This is a genomic window from Kocuria sp. KSNUG (assembly GCF_049532735.1).
GTDB classification, from domain to species: Bacteria; Actinomycetota; Actinomycetes; order Actinomycetales; family Micrococcaceae; genus Kocuria; species Kocuria rhizophila.
The window spans coordinates 615,528-636,014 of record NZ_CP150981.1 but is presented as its reverse complement, the minus strand read 5'-3'; the positions used below and the strand labels follow the sequence as shown (position 1 = coordinate 636,014).

At 68.0% G+C, this 20,487-nt stretch carries 19 protein-coding genes and 1 pseudogene; 8 read left to right on the top strand and 12 right to left on the bottom strand.

Features of this window, described 5'->3' with window-relative positions:
• Positions 1–6: 6 nt before the first annotated feature.
• The 3 genes and pseudogenes from AABM36_RS02760 to AABM36_RS02750 form a co-directional block, all read right to left on the bottom strand.
• On the bottom strand, positions 7–2,556 hold the full coding sequence (locus tag AABM36_RS02760) for a DEAD/DEAH box helicase (RefSeq protein WP_423447253.1): 2,550 nt from the start codon (positions 2,554–2,556) through the stop codon (positions 7–9).
• On the bottom strand, positions 2,553–4,553 hold the full coding sequence (locus AABM36_RS02755; protein ID WP_423447251.1) for a site-specific DNA-methyltransferase: 2,001 nt from the start codon (positions 4,551–4,553) through the stop codon (positions 2,553–2,555). Before AABM36_RS02755 ends, AABM36_RS02760 begins: the two co-directional genes overlap by 4 nt.
• A gap of 135 nt (positions 4,554–4,688) precedes the next feature.
• Positions 4,689–5,911, bottom strand: a pseudogene (locus AABM36_RS02750) (IS3 family transposase).
• A gap of 213 nt (positions 5,912–6,124) precedes the next feature.
• On the opposite strand from AABM36_RS02750, the gene AABM36_RS02745 reads away from it, so the two are divergent.
• Positions 6,125–6,754, top strand: a complete 630-nt coding sequence (locus AABM36_RS02745) for a hypothetical protein (RefSeq protein ID WP_271073719.1) — start codon at positions 6,125–6,127, stop codon at positions 6,752–6,754.
• Between the two features lie 36 nt (positions 6,755–6,790).
• Here the strand turns inward: AABM36_RS02745 and AABM36_RS02740 are convergent, their stop codons facing one another.
• On the bottom strand, positions 6,791–7,378 hold the full coding sequence (locus tag AABM36_RS02740; RefSeq protein ID WP_271073720.1) for a GNAT family N-acetyltransferase: 588 nt from the start codon (positions 7,376–7,378) through the stop codon (positions 6,791–6,793).
• A gap of 169 nt (positions 7,379–7,547) precedes the next feature.
• Between AABM36_RS02740 and AABM36_RS02735 the strand changes: the two genes are divergently transcribed.
• The 3 genes from AABM36_RS02735 (at position 7,548) to AABM36_RS02725 (ending at position 11,327) form a co-directional block, all read left to right on the top strand.
• The gene (locus AABM36_RS02735) at positions 7,548–9,767 is read left to right on the top strand and encodes a catalase (RefSeq protein ID WP_271073721.1); all 2,220 of its coding nucleotides are present in this window, start codon (positions 7,548–7,550) and stop codon (positions 9,765–9,767) included.
• A gap of 223 nt (positions 9,768–9,990) precedes the next feature.
• Positions 9,991–11,052 (top strand): iron-containing redox enzyme family protein, encoded by a 1,062-nt coding sequence (locus AABM36_RS02730; RefSeq protein WP_423447248.1) that lies wholly within the window; start codon positions 9,991–9,993, stop codon positions 11,050–11,052.
• Positions 11,049–11,327, top strand: a complete 279-nt coding sequence (locus AABM36_RS02725) for a CDGSH iron-sulfur domain-containing protein (protein ID WP_423447246.1) — start codon at positions 11,049–11,051, stop codon at positions 11,325–11,327. The genes AABM36_RS02730 and AABM36_RS02725 overlap by 4 nt, the downstream gene beginning before the upstream one ends.
• A gap of 125 nt (positions 11,328–11,452) precedes the next feature.
• On the opposite strand, the gene AABM36_RS02720 is transcribed toward AABM36_RS02725, so the two are convergent.
• Positions 11,453–11,620: a hypothetical protein gene (locus tag AABM36_RS02720; RefSeq protein ID WP_423447244.1), complete on the bottom strand. Its 168-nt coding sequence runs from the start codon at positions 11,618–11,620 to the stop codon at positions 11,453–11,455.
• Positions 11,621–11,879: 259 nt separating this feature from the next.
• Here AABM36_RS02720 and AABM36_RS02715 point away from each other — a divergent pair, with 259 nt between their 5' ends.
• The 4 genes from AABM36_RS02715 (at position 11,880) to AABM36_RS02700 (ending at position 14,158) form a co-directional block, all read left to right on the top strand.
• The gene (locus tag AABM36_RS02715; protein ID WP_423447242.1) at positions 11,880–12,794 is read left to right on the top strand and encodes a sulfite exporter TauE/SafE family protein; all 915 of its coding nucleotides are present in this window, start codon (positions 11,880–11,882) and stop codon (positions 12,792–12,794) included.
• Positions 12,795–12,883: 89 nt separating this feature from the next.
• Entirely contained in the window at positions 12,884–13,006 is a 123-nt protein-coding gene (locus AABM36_RS02710) for a hypothetical protein (protein WP_423447240.1), read from the top strand.
• Positions 13,003–13,356 (top strand): type II toxin-antitoxin system death-on-curing family toxin, encoded by a 354-nt coding sequence (locus AABM36_RS02705; protein ID WP_423447239.1) that lies wholly within the window; start codon positions 13,003–13,005, stop codon positions 13,354–13,356. Before AABM36_RS02710 ends, AABM36_RS02705 begins: the two co-directional genes overlap by 4 nt.
• A 607-nt stretch (positions 13,357–13,963) precedes the next feature.
• Entirely contained in the window at positions 13,964–14,158 is a 195-nt protein-coding gene (locus AABM36_RS02700) for a hypothetical protein (protein WP_423447237.1), read from the top strand.
• 392 nt (positions 14,159–14,550) lie between these two features.
• On the opposite strand, the gene AABM36_RS02695 is transcribed toward AABM36_RS02700, so the two are convergent.
• From AABM36_RS02695 to AABM36_RS02665, 7 genes are all read right to left on the bottom strand, one after another.
• Positions 14,551–15,090 (bottom strand): GNAT family N-acetyltransferase, encoded by a 540-nt coding sequence (locus AABM36_RS02695; RefSeq protein ID WP_423447235.1) that lies wholly within the window; start codon positions 15,088–15,090, stop codon positions 14,551–14,553.
• A gap of 100 nt (positions 15,091–15,190) precedes the next feature.
• On the bottom strand, positions 15,191–15,814 hold the full coding sequence (locus tag AABM36_RS02690; protein WP_423447233.1) for a hypothetical protein: 624 nt from the start codon (positions 15,812–15,814) through the stop codon (positions 15,191–15,193).
• A gap of 98 nt (positions 15,815–15,912) precedes the next feature.
• Positions 15,913–16,857, bottom strand: coding sequence for an electron transfer flavoprotein subunit alpha/FixB family protein (locus AABM36_RS02685; protein ID WP_423447231.1), 945 nt, complete (start codon positions 16,855–16,857; stop codon positions 15,913–15,915).
• Between the two features lie 131 nt (positions 16,858–16,988).
• Entirely contained in the window at positions 16,989–17,795 is an 807-nt protein-coding gene (locus tag AABM36_RS02680; protein ID WP_423447229.1) for an electron transfer flavoprotein subunit beta/FixA family protein, read from the bottom strand.
• Entirely contained in the window at positions 17,795–18,685 is an 891-nt protein-coding gene (locus AABM36_RS02675) for an HpcH/HpaI aldolase/citrate lyase family protein (RefSeq protein ID WP_423447227.1), read from the bottom strand. Before AABM36_RS02675 ends, AABM36_RS02680 begins: the two co-directional genes overlap by 1 nt.
• Positions 18,682–19,230, bottom strand: a complete 549-nt coding sequence (locus AABM36_RS02670) for a MaoC family dehydratase (protein ID WP_423447225.1) — start codon at positions 19,228–19,230, stop codon at positions 18,682–18,684. Before AABM36_RS02670 ends, AABM36_RS02675 begins: the two co-directional genes overlap by 4 nt.
• Positions 19,231–19,310: 80 nt before the next feature.
• Positions 19,311–20,474, bottom strand: coding sequence for an acyl-CoA dehydrogenase family protein (locus tag AABM36_RS02665; RefSeq protein WP_029603297.1), 1,164 nt, complete (start codon positions 20,472–20,474; stop codon positions 19,311–19,313).
• Positions 20,475–20,487: the final 13 nt, after the last annotated feature.

The window sequence follows — 20,487 nt, the reverse complement described above, 5'->3', positions numbered from 1 at the left end:
GCCCCCTCAACCCAGCGTCTTCACCGGGTTCGTACTCCCCAAGAGGTCTTCCCACGAGTCGGCGGCCTTGACATCACTCTCGTAGGCAATGGCGTAGCCCCACTTCTGTTTATCGAAGGATGAGTGGCTGCTGAGGAGGCGAATGGTCTCCTCGGCTGCCTTGCGCTTGGCCTGCACGACCTGGTCGTCCTTCCCGGATTCGGCTTTGCCCTCAATGATCCAGTAGTAGCCGTCCACGTCGAGTGCCACGAAGTCCGGGTTGTAGTCCTGCGCCAGCGTGTAGGCAATGGTGGCCTTGTCCGTTGAATAGAGCCGCTTCCACCACTTGATCGCTCCGGACCGGTTGAGCATCGCGGCGATCCGATACTCAGCGGAGAAAGAGTCGAACGCCGCTGCCTCGAACAAGCCCTTGGCCCAAGGGCCGTAATGCTGATGGCGCAGGAAACCCTCTCCCTTGGAATCGGCAGGGAGGAGGTCGAGCACGGCCCTGCCGGGCAGAAGCGTGTACTCGGTCGCGATAGGCAGTTCGTGCGGGTGCAGGACGGTCCGCGTCCCCTGCCCCCGGACGTGTTCTCTCGCTGCACGCGCAATGACCTCCCGGGCTTGCACCACTGCTGAGGCGAGCAACTTCTGCGTCCACTCGGTGGTCCCGGACTCTGCGATCAGAAGTGGCGCAATATGATTCTCAAGAACCGAGAGGTTCTCCGGGTCGCTGGAGTCGAAGACGCGCAGTCGCATGACGGACTGGATGAGGTCCTTCTTGGCCTGATCGCTGTCGATGCTGATGGAGGAGACGCGGACATCCTCCTCCTCGCGTGTCACGATCTGCTCGCCCTTGAACGTGATGACTTCCCGCGCCAGCACGCCGCCCTGGTCCTTGATCCTGCGGGCTGCGTTCTTAATGGCGTCGTCCTCGACCCGGGAGAGCCGGAACTCCGAGGTCTCCCGGATCATGGTTGTGCTCGGGAAGGTGAAGGTCTCACCCTCGAACTGCTCGTTCATGCGGATGATGACGGGCTCGGGCGTCTCATCGGCTCCAACCTGGGCGTCGTCGTCAATGACGACCACACCAACTGCGCCCCCGGCAAGTTCCCGGACCTCCGACTGGTCCTCCGGGGCTGGCGTCTGAGTCTGCTCCGTCAAATCCTGCCTGTGTGCCGCTGGGGTGGTGTCCGCCTGGTCCCGATCTCCCGAGTCAGGAGACACCGGATCAGGCGTGGGGGTCGGCTCTGGACTCGCCACGCCCTCGGGTGTGAGGTCCTCCAGTCCGAATGACTTCAGGACCTGCTCATCACTGAGGAACTTGCGGAAGGAGTCGTGCCCAAGGACGTCCAACTGGTCGACGTGCGCCGATCCGGTCCACTTGCCGAACGGCAGACGGAGGCCTCTGCCCATCGTCTGCTGCGTGAGCACCTCAGAAGCCATCGCGCGCAGCGTCACCATGACGGCGACGTTCTTGACGTCCCAGCCTTCCTTCAACTTGTTGACGCTGACCACGCAGCGGACAGGCGAATGGGGCAGGTCCATCTCGCGCAGGCGCTGGAGCGTCTGCACGTCGTCGTGCTGGTTGTCGACCTGGAGGACAGCGCTCTCACTGCCGAAGAACTCCGGGCCTCGCAAGAGGGCCGTCACCTGCGTCGCATGCGCCACGTCGGCACACTGCACGAACAGGGCGGCGTTCACTTCGGGGACGTCCGGCGCGGAGCGGTGGTATGCCTCGTAGTGCTTCTGCTTGACCTCCAGCAATGCCACCGCGTCACGAAGTTGCTGCTCCTCTTTCTCATCCCCGTACCCACCGCGCCGGAACGCGAGAACCGGACGCTTGACGTACCTCTCCTGAATCGCCCGCTTCAGCGGGTAGCGGAAGATCACGTGGTCTTCCTCGGAGGCTGAAGCAGTCAGGCCCACGACCGCCGCCGGAGACAGGTCTCGGATGCCTGCTCGGAAAGCCTGAGCGGTCTCGCCGTAAAGGTGGTGCTCGTCTGCGATGACCACCAAGTCCTCGCGCTCGCGTAGGTACTCGTGCAGGTTCCCCGAGTTTTCGCGGAACTTCCTAAAAGCCCGACGCACGCCGTCCTGAGTCTTGCCGGATGTCTCACCCTCAGCATCCGTGGGTACCGTCAACTGATGGACGTTGAGGATGAACAACTGCACCGGGTCACCGCTATCGGAAAACACCGTGGCCATCGTCTCGTTCGGACGCCACGTATCGTAGTCACTCGGAGTGACGACGAAGGGGCTGGACAGGGAGCCCTCAATGTACTTGGGGTCCCCCTCTGAGAAGTTCGCGACCGTCTTGTCCTGCACGACGGTCGAAGGGGTGACGATGAGGACGTCGTGGATGCCCTTCTCACGGAGGTACTCAATCAACGCCGCCATGATGTATGTCTTGCCCGCCCCCGTTGCCAGGTCAAGCACCAGTGGCACCTCGGGGTCATACCCGTTGGCGAGCGCCTCGACCACAGTGTGGAAGGCCCTCGCGTTTGGTTCGCGCAGGTCGAACCGCTGCGCAATCTCCGCGACCAGGTGCTGGTCATAGGTGAATCCAGGGATCATTGCTTGCCCTTCGTCTGGACTGAGAACAGGTCGCTCGGGATATGCACAACGCGGGAACCGCGTCGAGCCTTTCGCAGGGCCTCCGATGTCCCGTCGAGGACGACCGTGGAGGCGACAGTCAAACTCTCGCCCTCACCGAGATGCGAAACCAGCGAGGGCACGTACTCGGGCGTGAGCGGGTCGCGAGTGACGTAGAGGCGCATCGCCCCACGCACCCCGTGGAAGTGTCTGTCCTCCGGCGTGAGACGGAAGCGCAGATGCGCAGCGATGGAGGCTGTGAGAACGGCCGGGTCCTGTGCGGCCCTGGTCATCGTCACGACGCCAAGGTCCGGGTCAAAGTCGAAGCAAGCCGGGGTGAGGTGGGCGACCTGAAAGCCTCCACCGCCAAGCCAGTTGATTTCGCCGGGTAGACGCTCAGTCTTGATCTGCTGAACGACGGAGCGCTTGACCACTGGGAGGAAGTCAATACTGGTGACGCCTTCGCCCGCGAACTTTTCCAGAAGGCGGATGAGTTCTACACCTTCCGCTTCTGACAGAACGGATTCATCGGCACGGCGGTCGGCGCGGACATTCTTTCGGAATCCCTCCAATAAGTCGACCCGCGACTCCAGTACCTTCGACGCCTTGTTGAGTGCACCCTCGATCTTCCAAGCGTCGGATGCAGTGAGTCCGTCCGGGAGGGCGATACCTTCCTTGGGCCTCCGCTCCTCGACTCTGCGGACTGTTCGCGTAATACCAAGCGGGTCTTGCCCCCGCACGACCTTCTCCAGTCGAGGACGGGTGAAGGTCTCGAAGTTGTCCCTACTGAGTTCACACGTGACCCATCGACGTCCCATCTTGTGGGCCACCGCTGCAGTGGTGCCCGATCCGCCAAAGAAATCCATCACGACGTCGCCTGGATCGGTTGAAATGTGAACGATCCGCTCCAACAGCCGCTCCGGCTTGGGAGTATCGAAAGGGTTCTCTACCTCGGGGAACATCCTGTTGAGGTGGTCACGCTTCGCTTCCTGATTGGTCCCCACGTCCGAGGCATCCCACCAAGTCACCGGAACAGTCCCGTCCTGCGCTTCATGCAGATATGTCTTGATCACCGGGAGGCCATCACCCTTGCGCCCGAAGTGCACCCGCCCCTCAGCGCGCGCCTTTTCGAAGGTGTCCCGCGAGAAAGCCCAGAACCGGCCCCGGGCGGGCGTGACCACTCGGCCAGAAGGAAGTGTGATGGGCCATCGGGAGTCCTCGCCCCCACTCTTGGCCGTTCCATCCGCTCCTTGGCGCCACGGTCCTCGGGGATCGCCGTCAGGATTCGCGTACCGACGCACTTGACCATCGGTCCTAGAAAGGAGGTTCCTTCGAGCCGTCCACTCGTCCCTATTCTTGGCGTAGACCGTTATGTAGTCATGCGAGGCAGCCATGGCCGTTTTTCCTTTGGCCCCCGGTGCCTTCTCCCAGACGACGCTTCCGACGAAGTTCCCGGGCCCGAAAACTTCGTCCAGCAGGACGCGCATCCGATGCATCTCAACATCGTCAAGGTGAACCCAGATCGCACCGTCTCTTCTGAGAAGTCGATGCATGTGGGCCAGCCGATCCCTCATCAAGGTCAACCACACTGAGTGCTCCAGGTTGTCCTCATAGTTGGCGAAGGTCTGAGCAGTGTTGAAGGGCGGGTCGATATAGATACACCGAACCTTGCCCACGTATTTCAGGCGCAGTTCCGGTACGCGGGTCAGTGCTTCGAGAACGTCGCCGGACTCGCCGAGGATGAGCAGGTTGTCGGTCGTCGGCTCCAGGTCGGCGCGCTCGCTGTAGACCACGCCATCTTCCTTGGGTGCCCGCTCACCCTCCACGTACTCGTCCCTGACGAGCGTGCGAGTCTCGCAGTATCGAGGGTCCCGTGGGTCGACCCACATGTACGCGTATCGACCCGTCTCCGTGGGGATCAGCGCCTTGTCCTTGTTGAACCAAGTCAACTCCAGTCGCTGCTCACCGCTGCTCGTCATACGTCCGCCTTGCTCCTCAGGACAGCCCCGGTCGGAGCTTTTCTTCTTCATCGTAGGTCGGGGCACCGACACACCCCTGGAGGCTTGCCGACCAGAGCTCGGTCCAGCTGAAGCGCCCTGGGTTTCGTTCCGTGGTTAGACGGTCACGGGCGCGGTCGTCGTCGGGTGAGTGTAGGCCGCCTCGACCTCTGCGGGGGTGCGGTAGCCGAGTGCCTCATGGAGTCGGGCAGTGTTCCACCAGTGGACCCAGCCCATCGTGGCGAGCTCGACCTCGCTGACGGACTGTCAGATCCGCTTCGAGTAGATCAACTCTGCCTTGTAGAGGCCGTTCACGGTCTCGGCCAGCGCGTTGTCGTAGCTGTCTCCGACGGTGCCAACCGATGCTTTCACGCCAGCAGTGATCAAGGCGTCCGAATAGGCCAGCGAGACGTATTGACTGCCCCTGTCGGAGTGATTGATCAATCCGCGCCCGTTCCTACTCGCCCCGGTGGAAACAAGGGCGTGCTCCAGCGCGAGCATTGGTAGTGACTCCGTGTGGAGCGTGGGGCGACTGCCCAGCCGACAATTCTGCGGCTGAACACATCGGTGATGAACGCGACGTAGTAAAACCCGGTGAGAATCCGGGCGTAGGTGATGTCCGCGACCCAGAGCTGCTGCGGGCGGTCCGCGACGAACCTCCGCTGGCCCAGGTCGGGACGCTGGTCAGCACCGGCCCCGCGACGGGTGGTGATGGGCTTGGGACCTCGTCGCACACCGTGGAGGCCGGTGATATTCATCAGCCTCGCTACCTGGTCACGGCCGACATCCCATCCTGCGCGGCGCATTACATGCCACATCTTCCGAACCCCCGTAGACGCTGTAGTTCTGTTCGTGGATCCGCCGTACCTCCTCGACGAGCAGTTTGTCGCGGATGCTTCGAGCAGATGCCTGCCTGCTCTTGGAGGCGCGGTATCCACGGGAGGTGATGAACCCACATTCTGTCGCACCGAGGATGCGGCAGATGGCCTCGATCCCCGAGCTTCACGCCATGCATGTCGATGAACGCGATCATTTCGTCGTGGGGCGGTCGAGCTCCGCTGCGAAAAAGCTGAGGCGGCTTTCAGGATCTCGTTCGCGCGTCGCGCCTCGGCGAGTTCCCGCCGAAGCCACCGGTTCTCCTCCTCCAGGGGATCTCCCGGGCCGCCCGGTTCGGTGGGGCCGTAGCGGTTGCACCAGATCCGCAGCGTCTCGGTGCCAACGTCGAGCTGTGGCGCGACAACGCGGATCGATACTGCGCGGGGCCCACCCTCGCGGGCTTGACGGTCGTAGACCATGCGCACGGCACGGTCACGCAGCTCTGGACTGAACTTCTTGGGCATACTCCGATTCTCCTTGCTGAGACTCGGAACGAAACCCAGGACGCTTCAGTGCGTGTCGGTGAGGTGGAGCAAACTTCGCTCCATGCGCATTCAACTTCACACACATCCGCAGTTAAAACTAGACCGGTCTCACCCCCGCACCCCGGGGAACTGCCCACCACAGTACGACAGCCTGACCAGGAGTTTCACCGCTGCGCTCACTACCCTGGCCTCATGACCACCACCCACCGCTTCACCGGCCACATCGCCGGCGCGGGCACCTCCGGCGGCACGCGCCTGGTGATCGGCTGCTGGGACCGCACCCCGCAGGGTCCGTTCGCGGACGTCATGGTCGCCCACCCGGACGGCCGTCGTGAGCTGCTGGCCCCCACCGACTGGGTGGCCGACTTCGTCTCCGCCACCTACTCCTTCGACACCGTCACCCGCGTTCCCGTGAGCGTGCAGCGCACCGGGTTCTCCCGCGCCTCCCGCTGGACGGTCACCGCCGGACCGCTCACGTGGCAGTTCAGCGTGGGCCCGCGAGCGCCGCTCGGCCTGCTCCTGCAGTCGGTTCCGCGGCCGCTGGGCACGTCCCTGCCCTTCGCGCGGATCACCAACCTGGTGGCGCCGCACGTGATGCCCGGCGTGCAGACCCTGGGCACCGCGGGCAACGGCCGCACCGAGTGGTACTCCGCCTACGACCTCCACGCCATCACGTTCTCCCGCGCCACGTGGGGCGGCCACGACCTGGGCACGCTCACGGACATGACCCCTCCCCCGAACTTCGGGTTCAGCTCCACGCCCCGCCGCCCGAGCCTCACCGCGCTGACCAGCACGGTGCGGGTTCCCGGCTCCGGGCGCTGACGACGCCGCACGGTCGGCACCTGCCGCCCGCTCACCTCACCGCCGCGCCACCCGCGCTTCCAGCCCGGTCCGCACGGACGGCCACTCGTGCTCGAGCACCGAGTAGACCACGGTGTCCCGCAGCACCCCGTTGCGCTCCAGCCGGTCCCCGCGCAGCACGCCGTCCAGGCGGGCGCCGAGGCGTTCGATGGCGGCGCGGGACTGCTGGTTGGCCCAGCTGGTCTCGTAGCGCACGCACCGGCAGCCGAGCTCCTCGAACGCGTGGGTCATGAGCAGCAGCTTGGACTCCGCGTTGGTGCCCGTGCCGTGGGTGGAGGCCCGGTTCCAGGTGTGCCCGATGCTCACGCGCGGCACCGCCCACTGGGGGTCGTAGAAGGAGGTCATCCCCAGCACGGCATCATCCGACTGCCGCACGGCCACGAAGGGGAGCATGAAACCCTCCTCCTGCCATGTGAGGCGCTGCTCGACCACCTCTGCCATGCCGTCCGGTGCGGGAACGGAGGTGTACCAGCGGTCCCACATGCGCCCATCCTCGGTGGCCTCGACCAGGCCGTCCAGGTGCTCTCGGGTCAGAGGTTCCAGCCGCACGAGCCGGCCGTGCAGGGTCACGGGTGTCCACGTCATGGGGCCACTGTCTCACGGGCCACCCCGGGGCGATCTGCCGAACCCTTCAGCACTTCGGCTCAGAGCACACCTAAAGGTGTAGCCACGACCGTCAGGGTGCTGACATTGTGGTGACACCACACCCGATGTCCCATCCGTGGGTGTGCCGTCTCTTCGTAGGAGGATCATCATGTCCGCACACGAGAACCAGACACCCCAGGTCCCGGGAGTTCCCGGCACCGGGGACACGCCCCTCGAGGAACCCACCACACCGCGTGAGCCCCTGCCTCCCAAGCCGGACCAGGGCGCACCCGAGCGGGTGTCCCCCACCGGTGCGCCGACCGATGCGCCCATGTCCAGCATGGCGCAGCAGGGCGAGTACCTGACCACGGCGCACGGTGCCCGACTGACCAACTCGGACCAGTCCCTCAAGGCCGGCCCGCGCGGTCCCGTGCTGCTGCAGGACCACCACTTCCGCGAGAAGATCTCGCACTTCGACCACGAGCGCATCCCCGAGCGCGTGGTCCACGCCCGCGGCACCGGCGCCCACGGCACGTTCCGCTCCTACGGCACCGCGTCCCGCATCAGCCGGGCGGGCGTCTTCGCGGAGGGCAAGGAGACGCCGGTGTTCGTGCGCTTCTCCACCGTCCTGGGCTCCCGTGGCTCCGGGGACCTGGCCCGAGACACCCGCGGCTTCGCCGTGAAGTTCTACACGGACGAGGGCACCTGGGACCTGGTGGGCAACAACATCCCCGTGTTCTTCATCCAGGACGCCATCAAGTTCCCGGACGTGATCCACGCGGGCAAGCCCCACCCGGATCGGGAGATTCCCCAGGCGCAGTCCGCGCACGACACGTTCTGGGACTTCGTGTCCCTGCACACCGAGGCCCAGCACCACACCATCTGGAACATGTCCGACCGTGGCATCCCGCGCTCCTTCCGCACCATGGAGGGCTTCGGCATCCACACCTTCCGGCTCGTGGCGCAGGACGGCTCCACCGCGCTCGTGAAGTTCCACTGGAAGCCGCGTCTGGGCGTGCACTCCGTGGTCTGGGAGGAGGCCCAGCTGGTCAACGGCGCGGACCCGGACTTCCACCGCCGCGACCTGGCGGACGCCATCGAGGCCGGCGCGTTCCCCCAGTGGGAGCTGGGCGTGCAGGTCTTCGAGGACAACGAGGAGCAGAGCTTCCAGGGCATCGACCTGCTCGATCCCACGAAGATCGTGCCGGAGGAACTGGTTCCCGTGCAGCCCGTGGGTCTCATGACCCTGGACAGGAACCCCTCGAACTACTTCGCGGAGACGGAGCAGGTGGCGTTCAACCCCAACAACCTGGTCCCGGGCATCGACGTGACCAACGACCCCCTGCTGCAGGGCCGGCTCTTCTCCTACCTGGACACCCAGATCACCCGCCTGGGCGGACCGAACTGGAACCAGCTGCCCATCAACCGTCCGCACGCCGCGGTCAACGACATGCTGCGGGACGGCTACCACCAGAGCGCGGTGCACTCGGGAGTGGCCCCCTACCGCCCCAACTCGCTGGACGGCGGCAACCCGTTCGAGACGCCCGAGAGCGAGCACGCCTTCATCGACTACCCCGCCCCCGTGGCGGAGTCCGTGAAGGAACGCGCCCGGCCGCAGTCGTTCGAGGACCACTTCTCCCAGGCGCGGATGTTCTGGCTCAGCCTGAGCGAGGTGGAGCGGGAGCACACCGCGCAGGCCTACGCGTTCGAGCTCGGCAAGTGCTGGGACGAGACCATCCGCGTGCGCCAGCTGCGGCACCTCTTCGCCATCGACCCCTCCCTGGGGCACACCGTGGCGCAGGGGCTGGGCCTGCCGGACCAGGAGCCCACGGTGGCCCCGGCCCAGGACGTCCAGCCCTCACCGGCGCTGTCCCAGGTGGGCGGCACGTGGCCCGTGGAGGGCCGCCAGGTGGGCATCCTGGTGGGCCCGGACACGGACGCGGAGCAGCTCACCACGCTGATCTCCCGGATCGACGCCGAGGACATGGTCCCGCTCGTGATCGCACCGCAGGGCGGCGAGGTGGTCCCGGGCGTCGTCGCCCACCGCACGCTGCTCACGGCGCGCTCCATCGAGTTCGACGCCGTGGTGGTCACCACCGCGGGAGCACCCGCCCACCAGGTGGCCGCGGGAATGGACGCGAAGGCCGGTGCGCCCAGCCCGGGCGACGTGGACCCCCGCGTGAGCCTGCTGCTCAACGAGATGTGGCGCCACGCCAAGGCGATCGCGGCCTTCGGGCCCGGCGTCACGGCCCTGGAGACGCTGCAGATCGGGCAGACGCCCGGCGTGGTCGCGGCGGAGTCCGCCGAGGACGCGCTGGACTCCGTGGTTCAGCTGCTCGGCAGCCACCGGGTCTGGGAACGCTTCCCGACCACCGGTATGTTGGCGTAGGGAACAACCACAGCAGTTCACGGGGTTGCCCGCGGATCGTGACCCGGTCACGGTCCGCGGGTCACCGCCTGCTCCCCCACCCATCGCGTGCGCGGTAGGACACCGTGCACGCTGTGCCGACGACGCCACCCACCCGGTGTGCATCCTCGGCGGCACGTCCGCCAGCGGGCCACACGACCCGCGGGCGGACCACTCAACGACTTCGTCACGGGAGACCACGATCATGACCACAACCCCCGTCCGCACTGCCGCCCCGGCCGCTCGGGGACCCGTGAGCACCGCCCTCCTGGACGTCCTGACCGGCCCCGAGGACACCCCGGACGCCGCCTACGAGACGCTCGCGAGCGCCGTCGCCCGCGCCGTGGAGACCACGGAGGACGTGCTCGCGGACGAGGACGTCCAGCTCTCCCTGTTCCTGCTGTACCTGCTGCACTACGGCCCGGCCGAGTTCGTGACCGGGGACCGCGAGTGGGACCCCCAGCTGCTGCGCATCCGCGCGGTGCTCGAGGAGCGCTTCGAGCGTGAGCTGCGGGAGCGGGTGCCCCTGCCGGACCCCATGCCGCAGGACGGCGCCGAGCTGGTGGACACGATGTTCGCCATCACCGGCGGGGCGGAGAAGCCCACCCTGGCCACATGGCTCGCCCGGCACCCCAGCGAGGAGATCCTGCGTGAGTTCCTCATCCACCGCTCCATCTACACGCTGCGCGAGGCGGACCCGCACTCGTGGGGCATCGCCCGGCTGCGGGGCCGTGCGAAGGCCGCGCTGGTGGAGATCCAGTCGGACGAGTACGGCGGCGGCCGCCCCGAGCGCGTGCACGCCACGATCTTCGCCCAGAGCATGCGCGGCGTGGGGCTGGACGACACCCTGGACCACTACCTGGACCTGGTGCCCGCGCCCACGCTCGCGTCCATGAACGTGATGAGCCTGTTCGGCCTGCACCGCCGGCTGCGCGGCGCGATCGCCGGGCACCTCGCGGCGTTCGAGATGACCTCCTCGATCCCCAACAAGTACTACGGCCGCGCGTTCCGCAAGCTCGGCTACGGCACGGACGTCACCTGGTACTACGACGAGCACGTGGAGGCCGACGCCGTGCACGAGCAGATCGCCGCCCGGGACCTCGCCGGGGCGCTCGCCCAGGACGACCCGGAGCTGCTGGAGGACGTGCTGTTCGGGGCATCCGCGTGCCTGTACGTGGACGGCCTCATGGGGGATCACATGCTGGAGTGCTGGAGCAACGAGCGCTCCTCGCTGCGCGCGGACGACGCCGCTGGGGCCACTCTGTGAGCAACGAACGCCCCGAGGACTCCCCCGCTGACGACCCCGTGGTCATCACCCCGTGCCCCAACGGGCCGCTGCTCGTGCGCGGGGACGTGCTGATCGCCCCGGAACCGGGGGCCGAGCCGCAGAAGCCGCCGCGCCGCGTCGTCGCCCTGTGCCGGTGCAACATGTCCTCGATCGCGCCGTTCTGCGACGGCTCGCACAAGCTCGCGAACTTCCGCACGCGCCCGCCGCGCTACAACATCGGCAGCCCGCGGGAGGACGCGGACCAGGAGGACTGAGGCCCCGGCCGCGGGGCAGCGCAGACCGGCCCGCACGGCAGCCGCACTCCCCCGCCTCCCCTCCGGACGAAGAACGGCGCCCCGCAGGCATGAGCCTGCGGGGCGTCGTTGGTCCTGCGTGGAACTCAGTTCTCGGTGGCGGGGTTCTCGCCCTTGTTGTCGGTCATGGCGCCGACGCCCTCGTCGGCGGGCTCGGCGTCCACCTGGGTGTCCTGGGCCATGGCCGCGGCCTCGTCCTGCGGGTTCATCTTGATGGACTCTTCCCCGGCGTTGGCGGGATTCTTCTGTGCCACGGTGCTGCCCTTCCTCTGGACTGCTGGTCGGCGGGATCACCGACAAGCCCATTTTCGTCAGTGTGCTGTCTGCTGACAAGTGGTGGCGTGAGCCACGTTCCGGGGGTCCGTGTCAAGCACGCGTCACGCTGTGACATGGGGCGACGCACGACGACACACACCTTGGGCCCGGGTTCGGGCGGTTCCTACGCTGGGGCGACTCACGCGGTAACCCGCCGGTACCCCCACCGGATCCACCGCCCGCCGTGCAGGAGGCATCGTGCGCACACTCATCGTGCTGGCCCTCGTGGGCTTCGGAGCACAGCTCGTGGACGGCTCCCTGGGCATGGCCTACGGCGTGACCTCCTCCACCCTGCTGCTCGCCGCAGGGCTGACCCCGGCGTCCGTGTCCGCCACGGTGCACCTGGCGGAAGTGGGCACCACGCTCGCGTCCGGGTTCTCGCACTGGCGCTTCGGCAACATCGACTGGCGCGTGGTGGGCTTCATGGCCGTGCCCGGCGGGATCGCGGCGTTCTTCGGCGCGAACCTGCTCACCGTCTCCGGCGACGCCGCCGCACCGGTCATGTCCACGACTCTCCTGCTGCTCGGGGTCTACGTGGTGTGGCGGTTCCTGAGCATCGGCCGACGGCGTCCCTCATTCCGTGGCCGCGTGCCCGCTGCATTCCTGGTGCCCCTGGCCGCGGTGGCCGGGTTCATGGACGCGATCGGCGGCGGCGGGTGGGGGCCCGTGGGCACCCCCACGCTGCTGGCCTCCGGCAAGATCGCACCCCGCAAGGTCATCGGCTCGATCGACACGTCCGAGTTCGTGGTCAGCCTGGGCGCCTCCGCCGGTTTCCTGCTCTCCCTGGGCGCACAGGGCATCGACGTGGGCATGGTGGTCGCGCTGCTCATTGGCGGCGTCGCTGCCGCACCGCTCGCGGCATGGCTCGTACGCCTGCTCGCCCCGCGCATCCTCGCGATCGGCGCGGGCGGGCTCATCATCGTGACCAACGCGCGCACCCTCCTGCGGGTGGATGCCGTCCGCTCCACGCTTCCCGACGCCGCTCTCACCCTGGTCCTCGGGGGTCTCGTCGTGCTGTGGGCCGCTGCGCTGGTGTGGGTGATCCGCCGGGAGGTCGCGGACCGCCGCGCAACCCCGGCGCGCACGGAGGTGCGGGTGCCGGAGAAGGTGTGAGGGCGGCGTCGTCCCCGAACGGTTCTGTGCCTGACCGTCACCCTGCCAGCGAGCAGCGGTAGAGTCGCCGCAGGCGAAAGGAGCACGTCATGGCCGAGCACGAGCCCGAGGACACCAACTCTCGACAGCTCTCGGCGGAGGAGAAGCGGCGCATTCTTCTGGCATCGCAGACCCGCCTTGCCGGGGTCAACGAACTCCTCAAAGACAGGTGACCCCCTGGACGCCGCTGACCGTTGACGACGTTCTTGCGGCTCACGAGGAGATCCTCCCGACACCCATCCGTGACCGGGCTGCGCTGGAGAGTGCCGTGGCGAAGCCGTGGGCCGGGTACCTGGGGGTTGAGCTCTATCCGACGTTGGCCGACAAAGCGGCCGCACTGCTCGTCGGCCTGGCGCGAAACCACCCGTTCGTCGACGGCAACAAGCGTACGGCTCTCGGCACCACGGATTACTTCCTGAGCCTCAACGGCTACTTTCTCAACTTTTCCACGGACGAGGAGTTGGCGGCGTTCGTGGTGGAGGTCGCCCAGGGGCAGGTCCACCACGAGTTCGTCTCAGCGTGAATCGCGGCGCATCTGGACGCTCTGCCCGCCGGGACGACCTGATCTCAGGTCCCGAGGTGCGTCCTTTCAGTCCATCTGAGCTGTCCGGCGTGAGTCACGTTGTGGACCATGGGTGCCACCCTGTGAAATTCTCGAATTCGCGGTGCAGGATGTCACCCGCACCGGTGAGGAGACACGATGGGCAGTCGAGGACACTTCATTCTGGGAGCTCTGTTCGCCCTGCTGGGGCTTGCCCGCTTTTTCACCGGCGGTTCAGCGGTCTTCGGATGGGTGAATCTCGGCCTGGGCGCGGCGTGGTTCTTACTGGGTTGGCGACTCAAGCGCCGCGAAGACGCCACCGCTGGTATCGCAGAGAGCGAGGCAGGATCTCCGTCGCGGGAGCCCTCATTACTGGAAGGTGAACGCCAGTCACCGGGCGATCCCTCTCGCGGCTAAGACGCGCCGCGTACAGCAAAACGAGAAACTCCTGGATTTCTGACGTGTCCGGCCCAGCATCACCCTAGCCGCTCAATGTCGGAGGGCAGTTCGTTAGCGTGGGCCAGATCGAGATTCCCTCGCACGATCGGGCACCCGGCCCCGCCAGTTATCTCCGGAAGGAACCCCACCCGTGAAGAACACGTCAGCCATCCAGTACATCGGTACCGTCGTCGTCACGCTCATCGCCGTCTTCGGGACTGCCGGCATCGACAACTTCTGGATGCGCCTGGTCGTGGGGCTGGCCATTGCCTGCCTTGGCGCCTTCGCGGTGATGTTCCTCCAGCGGCATGCGGATCGGCGCGCCCCTGAGGACCGGGCAGAGTAGCCCCTCGCTCAGCCCCTGCGCTCCCGCAGCGTCTCCAACTGCTGCGGCGACACTGCCGCTCCGGTCTCACCCGCCTGCACGGCGAGTTCCACCTGGTTCGAGCCTGTTTTCCAGAGCACTGCCACGTTAGCGGTCAAATTTATGAGAGTTGACTACCGCGTCCGCCCTTCATTTAGCGCACTAACGACCGCTTGCATCTCAGCACTACCCCGGGCCAGCCGACTTGTCCGGCGCGCCCCACGGGAAAGTGGCGACGTTTTGAGACATGCGGGCTCGAACGAGGACGGGGTTGTAAGTGGGGATCGGGTTGGGCTGCCTGTTGTGGGTGCGGCCTAATGCCGGGGATCAGGTTGGCACCCTTTCTGCCGTGCTGCTGTCCTACGATCCGGGCCTCACAGAAGCGGTCCTCCTTGCAGACGAGACGTGGGGGCGCCCGGTCGGCGGTACGACAGGAGGACGCCTACGCCACCGTCAAACTCGATACCGGCGAAGCACGGACCGGTCTCGACAACCTCGAAACCGAGGGACCGGTGCAGGTCAAGCGATGGCGCATTGCGGGCGTTCACCACGCTGTGCAAAGGCCCGTCTGCGAGTGTCTCGACCGCGTCGATTACCGCCTGCAGCAATCGCCGACCGACGCCGGACCGCCGGATCTCAGGGACCACCGTCAGGCCAGCTGTGAGCCACTGGCCCGCTTCCTGGGGACGCAGGGACGTTACCGTCGCGCCGGACCACCCCACGACCCGGGGCCCGTCCGGACAGGTGAGTTCCGCGACGAGCAGCACCGGTGCGTGGTCCAGCAACCGCTGCGCAGCCGGTGCCCAGTCCGACGGGGTGCCACCGCGTGTGGCCATCACGGTGGCCAGGGCCGCGGCGTCCTGCGGAAAGGCGCCACGGACCTGCAGGGCTTGTTCTCGGGGCAAAGGACTCATCTGGACCATCCTGGAGTACTGGCTTGAGGCCAGGGAAAGGTTTTCCTTGTCCGTGCGTCCTTGCACAGCTTCCCATGGACCACGAGCAGCTCGTCCACAGTTAGTCCCCCAGGTTGTCGGGAAGGACAGCATCACGAGGGACGGAGAAGGCCTCGAAACCCCGGGGTGCGAAGCGCCGGACGAAGTCTTCCGCCGCCACGGTGAGAACGCCCCAATCCGGATACAGCGGCGCGCCCCAGCCGAACTGCCGGGTGGAGGACCACATGAAATCCGGCACTCCCAGCTCTGCCATGCTGGTCATCGCGTCATCAAGGTCCAGGACCTGCTGAGCGCAGTCCAGGCCCCTCAGGGTCACTCGTGTCGCATCCGCTTGCTCGTGCCGATAGCCCCGCCAACGAGCCAGTGTCCACGTGGCATGAGGGGGCACGAACCCCTCCAGGGCCCCCCGGAGGGTGTGCACGAAGTCTTCGGACACAGCACCTCGGCAGGTGTCCCAGCCGGTCATGTCCTGCCCTGCCTCCAGTGCGCGGTGCCGGAGGTCCTCCAGATCGCTGTTCCGCAGCTGATCGCGTGCATACATCCCGCCGGGAAGGAAGGCAGACCACGGTCTGTAAACGTCGCGCTCCTCCTGGCGCAGCGGCAGCAGCAGCCTGTAGTGCGCCAGGTCCACCTGGGCGAGGGCTGGGGGTACCAGATCCGCCGCGACCGGGTTACCGCGCGCCATCGCACGCCGCCCATCTGATCGACCAGACTGTCGCCCTCGGTATCCATGCCGACCTCCATCACCAGCGGACAGGGCAGCTGGGCCACGCGCTCGCCCACCTACCCCTTCCGTTCCCGCAGCGTCTCGAGCAGCTGCGGGATGACCTTGTGGAGGTCCCCCACCACGCCGTAGTCCGCGATCTCGAAGATCTGGGCGTTCTCGTCCTTGTTGATCGCCACGATGGTCTGCGAGGTCTGCATGCCCGCCCGGTGCTGGATGGCGCCGGAGACACCCGCGCACAGGTACAGCTGCGGGGACACCGTCACACCGGTCTGACCCACCTGCGCGGCGTGCTCCACCCAGCCCGCATCCACGGCCGCGCGGGACGCCCCCACCGCGGCGCCGAGCTCGTCCGCGAGCTCTTCGACCAGGGAGAAGTCCTCACCCACGCCGCGGCCGCCCACCACCACGGTCTTGGCCTCGGTGAGCTTGGGGCGCGACGACGCCGGCGCGGCCTCCGTTCCCGTGACCGTGGCCGCCGGGCCGGAGACCGACACCGACAGCGGCTTCACCTCCGGCGCCTGCCCCCCGCTCACGTCCTCGGTCTGCACCGAGTTGGGGGCGAGCGTGACGAACGCGAGCTCCGTGGTGGGCTCCGCCGTGGTGGTGTAACCGCCCGCGAGCACGGACTTGGTCACGGTGCGGTCCTCCGCCACGCCCACCGCGTCGGTGATGATCGCCGCCGAGTGACGCACGGCCAGGCGGGCGAACCACTCGGTGGTGTCTGCGTCGTTGGCGCCCAGCACGAGCGTGGCCCCGGAGTCCGCCAGGGCGGCGTCGAGCAGGGCGGTGTCCGTCAGGGACAGGTCCGCGGCCTCCTGCTCCGGGACGAGCAGAGTGGTCACGCCGTAGCCACCGAGCTCGTCGGCCAGGCCCTCGGGCTGAGGCTCGTGGCTGAGCACGGTCACGGGATCTCCCCCGGCGAGGGTGCGCGCGAGCGTGAGCAGCTCGTGGTCCGGGGAGCGCAGCTGACGGGTGTGGCCGAGGTCTACGAGGACGTGCATGGTGTTTCCTCTCGAACGCAGTGGAAGATCGTGGGTGCGGCGCGGGACGGGCCCGCGGCGACCGGGTGCGGTGGTCGCACCGCCGGGACACGGGCCCGGGCGGCCGTGAGGCGCCCCGGGCCGCGCGGCCGTCAGAGCAGGCGGCGCTGCGCGAGGAAGTCCGCGAGCTGGATCCCGGCCTCGCCCTCGTCCTGGACCACCGTTCCGGCCTCGCGCGGGGGCCGGGCGGTGGCGGACTGCACGGATGCGCCCGCGGCGTCGCGCCCCACGGTGGAGGCCTCCACACCGATCTCCGCGAGGCTCAGCACGGCCGAGGGCTTCTTCTTCGCGGCCATGATCGCCTTGAAGTTGGGATAGCGCGGCTCGTTCGCCTGGTCCGTGACCGAGACGACCGCGGGGAAGGACACCGCCACGGTCTGGGTGGCGTCCGCTCCGGGGCGGGTCAGGGCCAGCCCGGTGTTCCCCTCGTCCCAGGCCACGCTGTCCGCGCGGGTCACGAGCGCGAAGTCCAGGCGCTCGGCGAGCATCGCGGGCATCACGGAGGTCTCCCCGTCCGTGGACGCCAGACCCGTGAGCACCAGGTCCACCCCGCCGTGCTCCTCGCCCACGTGCTGGATCGCGGCGGCGAGCGCCGCGGAGGTGCCGAGCGCGTCGGAGCCGGCCAGGGCGTCGTCGGCCACGTGGAACGCGGCGTCCGCGCCCATCTGCAGGGCTTTCTTCACGGCGCCGGAGGCGTCCTCGGGGCCCAAGGTCACGGCGATGATGGTGACCTCCGCCTCCGGGGCCGCCTCGCGCAGGGCGATGGCCGCCTCCAGGGGGTACTCGTCCAGCTCGGAGAGGATCGACTCCCCGCGGTCCACGGTGAGGTCATCCTGGAACGTGCGCTGCTTCTGGGCGTCCGGAACGTGCTTGACCGGAACCACGATGTTCGTGCTCATCAGTTCTCCCTCGTCTCGGTACGGGACGTCTCAGCGCCCGGTTCGTCGGTGCGGGGCGTCTCGGTGCGGGGTGCCCGCGCCACGGTGCGCTCCGCGTGGCGCAGCAGCGGCCCGTCGATCATGTGGCCCTCGAAGCGGAACACGCCGGGCGCCCCCTCGGCGGCCGCCAGCAGACGGCGCGCGTAGTCCACGTCCTCGGCAGTGGGCAGGTACGCCTCGCGGATCACGGCCACCTGGCCGGGGTGGATGCACGCGGTGGCCGCGAACCCGCTGCCCGCGGCGTCCTCCGCTTCTGCGGCGAGGCCCTCGGTGTCCGCGATGTCCACGTGCACGGCGTCGATTGCCGCCTTGCCGTGGGCACCCGCGGCCAGCAGCACCGCGGCGCGCGCGGCCACGGCCACGTCCCGGTAGGAGCCGTCCGGGCGGCGGCTGGACCGCCCGCCCAGGGACGCCACCAGGTCCTCCGCGCCCCACATCAGGGCGACGACGCCGCTGGGCGCCGCGATCTCGGACGCCGCCACGATCCCGGCGGCCGTCTCGCACAGGGCGATGACCTGCACGTCCGGCAGGGCGTCCGTGATCCGGCGGACCTGCTCGGCGGACTCCGCCTTGGCGAGCATCACGGTCCGGAACGGGGTGTCCCGCAGGGTGGCGAGGTCGTCCTCGAAGAACGGCGAGGCGGCGTCGTTGAGGCGCACCACCGTGGTGGCGGGGTCCAGCTCCGCGGCGCGCACGTTGTCCCGCGCGGCGGGCTTGGCGTCCGGGGCCACGGCGTCCTCGAGGTCGAGGATCACCGCGTCCGCCCGCTCGGCGGCCTTGGCGAAGCGCTCGGGGCGGTCCGCCGGGCAGAAGAGGATGGCCGGGCCCATCGTGAAGGTGGGGGTCGTCATGACTGGTCCTTCCCTGAGGAGTCTGCGACCGAGGCCGCGGCGCCGGGAGCCGACGCGGCGTCGTCGTGACCGGTGGCCGCGGGGGCGCCCTGCATGAGCACCGAGCGCACGCACGTGGCCACCACGGTGCCGTCCTGGTTGCGGCCCACGTGGCGGACCTTGATGATGCCCTGGCCCGGCCGGGATTTGGAGGGGCGCGCGTCCAGGATCTCGGACTCGCTGTAGAGCGTGTCCCCGTGGTGCATGGGGTGCGGGAACGCAACCTCCTCGAAGCCCAGGTTCGCCACGATCGTGCCCTGCGTGAGCTGCGCGACGGACGCGCCCACGATGATCGACAGCGTCATCATGGAGTTTACCAGCCGTTCCCCGAACTCCTGGCGCTCGCTCCACGCGGCGTCCAGGTGCAGGGACTGGGTGTTCATGGTGAGGGTGGTGAACAGGACGTTGTCCGCCTCCGTGACGGTGCGCCCGGGGGCGTGCTTGTACACGGCGCCCACCTCGAACTCGTCGAAGTACAGCCCGCGCTGCTCGATGACCTTGGCCATGCGGTTCTCCTTGCCGGTGCGCCCCGGTCGGGGGCGGCGCGTTCGGTCGTGCTCGGGTGACGTGGTGCCGGGCGCCCCGGTCACAGCCCCAGTTCGCGGGCGATCAGCATGAGCTGGACCTCCGTGGTGCCCTCGCCCACCTCCAGGATCTTGGAGTCGCGGTAGTGGCGGGCCACGCGGAACTCGTTGATGAACCCGTAGCCGCCGAACACCTGGGTGGCGTCCCGGGCGTTGTCCATCGCGGCCTCACCGGCCACCAGCTTGGCGATCGCGGCCTCCGTCTTGAACGGCTTGCCCTTGAGCATGCGGGACGCGGCGTCGTAGTAGGCCAGGCGGGCCTGGTGCACGCGGGCACGCATCCGGGCGATCTTGAACGCCACGGCCTGGTTCTTGCCGATCGAGCGGCCGAACTGCTCACGCTCGGTGGCGTAGCGGATGGCCTCCTCGAGGCAGCCCTGCGCGGCACCCGTGGCGAGGGCGGCAATCGCAATGCGTCCCTCGTCCAGGATCCGCAGGAAGTTCGCGTAGCCGCGGCCCCGCTCGCCCAGCAGGTTGGCCTCCGGGACGGTGACGTCCTCGAACGTCAGCGGGTGGGTGTCCGAGGCGTTCCAGCCCACCTTGTTGTACGCCTTCTGCGCGGTGAAACCGGGAGTGTCCGTGGGGACCAGGATGGTGGAGATCTCCTTCTTCTCCCGCCCGTCCGCCGTGGTGGTGGTGCCCGTGACCGCGGTGACGGTGACGAGCTTGGTGATGTCCGTGCCGGAGTTGGTGATGAACTCCTTGCTGCCGTTGATCACCCAGTTGCCGTCCTTGAGCTCCGCGCGGGTGCGGGTGCCGCCGGCGTCGGAGCCGGCCTCCGGCTCGGTGAGCCCGAAGCCCGCGAGCGCCTGGCCGCTGGCCAGCTGGGGCAGCCACTGCTGCTTCTGCTCCTCGGTGCCGAACAGGTACACGGGCATGGCGCCCAGCGAGACGCCCGCCTCCAGGGTGATGGCCACGGACTGGTCCACGCGGGCGATCTGCTCCAGGGCCAGGCACAGCGCGAAGTAGTCCCCGCCCTGTCCCCCGTACTCCTCCGGGAACGGCAGGCCGAACAGGCCCATCTCCGCCATCTGGGACTGGATCTCGTACGGGAACGAGTGCTCCTCGTCGTGCTTGGCGGAGACCGGGGCGATCTCCTCGTCCGCGAACTCGCGCACGGCGTCCGAGAGCGCCTGGTACTCCTCGGACAGTTCGAACGTGTTCAGCTCGGTGTTCTCG